Below are 3,577 nucleotides of genomic sequence, written 5' to 3' on the forward strand. Positions count from 1 at the left end.
GAATTAAATGGCCATTGAATCAGGCAATTGCGCGGGCTGATCCGGCTATGCCCAATGGACTGTAAAAAATATGGACAGTGATTATTGCAGGATCTTAATAGCGTCGTCGCGCAATGATCTTGAAAAGGTCATAAATAGGTCAGGCGGCTGTAACCGGTTTGTCATGGCAAGGATTTGCCGCCCTCTAGTGGCTTGTTCCAAAAAATGATTTAGCCAAGCGGCACGCAATCGCAGAACCGCGAGGTCTGTCTAAAGCGGGCCTTGAAGTGGTGTAAAGCGCAGTTTACAGAGCGCCGAGGGCAGGTCGCAGCAGGGGCTGGAACCGGCCCGCATATCTCACCACGGCCTTGACCTATGCGGGCGAGGAGTGCGCGGGCTCGACTAAAGGATCATGTGGCCGCGTGAAGCGGCCACGCACGGACGGTGCTTAAGCCATCGGAGGTGCGCGGCTTCAGCGTACCTCCGCCGTGCTGCCCTCGATGGTCTGCTCGGCCTCCACGCGCCCACCCAAGTGCTCCGCCAAAAAGCGCTCGATGCGCGCGAAGGCATCGAGGCGGTTCTCGGGGCGCGCGAAGCCGTGGCCCTCATCCGGGAAGACGATGTAGGTGACGGGCAGATCCTTGGCGCGCATGGCCTCGACGATCTGATCGCTCTCGGCGATCTTCACCCGTGGATCGTTGGCCCCTTGGAGCACCATCAGCGGGTCGTCGATATTGTCGACGTGGTAGAGCGGCGAGATGCGCTGGTTGAGCGCCGGGTCGTTCTCGACGTCGCCCACCCGCAGCACCAGCTCCTTCTTGGCCGGCGCCCAGTAGGGCGGGATGGACTCGAACAGGGTCTTGATGTGGGAGGGCCCGACGATATCGACGCCGCAGGCGTAGAGGTCTGGCGTGAAGGCGAGCCCGGCCAGGGTCGCATAGCCGCCGTAAGAGCCGCCCATGATGCAGACGCGCTCCGAATCCGCGATGCCCTGCTCGATGGCCCAGCGGGTGGCGTCCGTGAGGTCGTGCTGCATGGCGCCGATGCCCCACTCTTTGTTGCCGGCGTTGAGAAACGCCTTGCCGAAGCCGGTGGAGCCGCGGAAATTCACCTGCAGCACCGCGTAGCCGCGGTTGGCGAGCCACTGGGCTTGGGCATCATAGCCCCAGTGGTCCCGCGCCCAGGGGCCGCCGTGCACCAGCAGCACCATGGGCAGCGGCTCGGCGGGCTTGCTGCCTTCGACAGTCGACGGCAAGGTCAGATACCCCGGTAGGGTGAGTCCGTCGCGGGCGTTGATCTCCACCGGTCGCATGTTGGTGAGCGGGTAGTCGGCCAGCTCCGGGCGGGTGACGAAGAGCAGCTCCGCGCTGCGCTCTGTGCTGCCATCACCCCGACGATACAGGTAATAGCTGGTGGGGCCGTCGTCGGGCTGGAAGGCGACGATCCAACGGTCATCTGCCAGCGTGCGGTCGGCGAGCATGATTTCGCCGCGGGCGACGCCGCGCAGGTAGGCGAAGTCCGGCTCGAGCCCCTTATCCAGCAGCGTCCACTCGGGCTTCAGGTAGTCGAACTCCACGGCCTGGATGCGGTGCTCTGTGGGGTGGACGATCACGCCGGCCACGTCGCTCTTCGGATCCTTGGCGAGCTCGCGCTGCACCTCCCCAGTCTTGGCATCCAGAGCTAGCAGGCGCGTGGTGTCGCTGCCCAGTGAGCTGGTGACGAACAGCGTGTCGCCGGACTTGTCGAAGCCGTAGGCGCCGCCGTTCTCGCCGAACGGGAAGCGGATCAGCTCCCGCCACCCGGCATCCTCGCCGTCGCGCACCCGGACGATGTCGTCTCCGGTTTCGGGGTCCTTGGCCTCGGCGGCGCGAATGCGGAAGTCCGCGTCGGTGAGCCAGCCGAGCACATCGCCCGGGTTCTCGGTGTCAAGCTCCACCTCGCCGCTCGCGAGGTCGATACGGTACATGTCGAAGACGCTCGGGTCGCGCTTGTTCAGGCCCACCAGGACCTCGCCCGGGTGCCCCGGATCGGTGATCAGGTTCTCGGCGCGCACGCCCTCGAAGGGCGTGAGATCCCGGGTCTTGCCGTCAGCCACGTCCACGGCGTACAGGTGCCAGTTCTCGTCACCGCCCCGATCCTGCAGGTAGAGCACCCGCTTGCCGTCCTGAGACCAGCCATGGAAACGGATGCCGCGGACTTTGTCTTCTGTGATCTGGCGGGGCTTTCCGCTGCCATCGGCCGGCTGCACCCAAACGTTGAGCACGCCGTCGTCGGAAGGGGCAAGCCAGCTCAGATACTCGCCCGTCGGCGCGATGCGGGCCTGGGTCCGGGTGGGGTTACCAAAGAGGACTTCGAGCGGGATCAGCGCGGGCAATTCGGCCGCTGCATCGTTATCGGCGGCTGAGATATCGTTGGCGGTGCTCATCAGGATGATCGCTGTCAGAGCTGGCTTGAGGAGATGACTGGGCATGGGGTCGATTCGGCCGCGGTGGCGGTTCCGTGTCAGTGAACGGGGTCGCGGTGTGCGGACGGCAGGATCGCCGAGCGCTTGCGCCGGCATACTAACCCGCACTGGCCCGAACGCAACCGCCGCGCCAACCAGCCGCCCACCAAGCAAATACTCTGCAGGCAGGCCAAATGGGACTCGACAGCGAGCACCCGGCCGATTGGATGGCGGGCTACGCAGATCGGTCCTTGAGCGGGAACAGCTCACTTTCGATGCCCCCTTGCGCGCAGAGGTCGTGTAGACCAGGGTCGACGGTCAATAACACCGCCGCATAACGCTTGGCGGTGAGGGCATAGACGGCCTCGTAGACGGGATGGCTCAGATCGGCGGCCAGGGTCAAAACCTCTGGGAAGAGTTGAGCGTGATAGACGACCAGCTCCATAAGCGCCATCGCCTCGCGATGCCGATTTGACAAGTCTGTCGCCGCAAGCACGCCCGCTCGGAAGTATTCCCAGAGCGCATTGGCCATCTCGGCCCGCAGCAAGGTTGGCGCGATGAGGGTCGCGTCAGCTCATGTAGGCGAGCGCCTCGGGCCCCGGGTTTGGCAGCCCAGCGGTGCGCCAGGCGGCGCGGCAGGTGCCGAAGAGCTGCTTGACGTGGGTCTTGGGCATGCCCTGGGCGTGGCACAGCTGCTGCACCGGCGGCAGCGCCCCGCAGCTCAGGAAGTGCTCGCGCAAATAGTAGACGACGGCCATGTGCTCCTCGCCGAGCGTGCCCCGACCGTCCTGGGCGGTCACCAGGCAGGCAAAGGTCTCCGACCACAGGTGCGGGTCGGTGATGAAGCCATCCTCGTCCACGGGCAGGGGCTCATGGATGGAGTTGAAGCGAGCGTGGTTTGCGACCTGGGGCATGGTGGGTCTCCATCGGTATATTTATAAGTACTGCTAATGCATGCATCACAGCACACACGAAGGAAGACTAACAGCGGTCGCACGGCCGTCAATCGGCACGCGTCCTTTGGGCGAGTGGTTTGCTCAGGGATTGCGTTGGATCAAGGTTCTGGTGTTCGTTCAGACGGCCAAGGGAAGCGCCGATTTATTGGCGCTTCCCGTGCGGGGCAGGATGCCCCGCCATGTTCGGCGACGTAAGTCG

The 3,577-nt window shown here is 64.5% G+C and carries 3 protein-coding genes; all 3 read right to left on the minus strand.

The window, feature by feature from the left end:
* Positions 1-451: 451 nt before the first annotated feature.
* The 3 genes from I6U14_RS09395 to I6U14_RS09405 all read right to left on the minus strand — a co-directional run bounded on the left by I6U14_RS09395 (position 452) and on the right by I6U14_RS09405 (position 3,336).
* Entirely contained in the window at positions 452-2,404 is a 1,953-nt protein-coding gene (locus I6U14_RS09395; RefSeq protein ID WP_296898742.1) for a S9 family peptidase, read from the minus strand.
* 253 nt (positions 2,405-2,657) lie between these two features.
* On the minus strand, positions 2,658-2,969 hold the full coding sequence (locus I6U14_RS09400) for a type II toxin-antitoxin system VapC family toxin (protein WP_296898744.1): 312 nt from the start codon (positions 2,967-2,969) through the stop codon (positions 2,658-2,660).
* Between the two features lie 22 nt (positions 2,970-2,991).
* Complete coding sequence (locus I6U14_RS09405) at positions 2,992-3,336, minus strand: TusE/DsrC/DsvC family sulfur relay protein (RefSeq protein ID WP_296898746.1); 345 nt, start codon at positions 3,334-3,336, stop codon at positions 2,992-2,994.
* Positions 3,337-3,577 lie beyond the last annotated feature (241 nt).

The organism is Thiohalocapsa sp. (genome assembly GCF_019695415.1).
Lineage (GTDB): Bacteria > Pseudomonadota > Gammaproteobacteria > Chromatiales > Chromatiaceae > Thiohalocapsa.

What these genes read in the sequence shown, in the direction of transcription:
- I6U14_RS09395 (WP_296898742.1), bottom strand. Translation starts at nt 2,404, where the DNA reads ATGAGCACCGCCAACGATATCTCAGCCGCCGATAACGATGCAGCGGCC.
- I6U14_RS09405 (WP_296898746.1), bottom strand. Translation starts at nt 3,336, where the DNA reads ATGCCCCAGGTCGCAAACCACGCTCGCTTCAACTCCATCCATGAGCCC.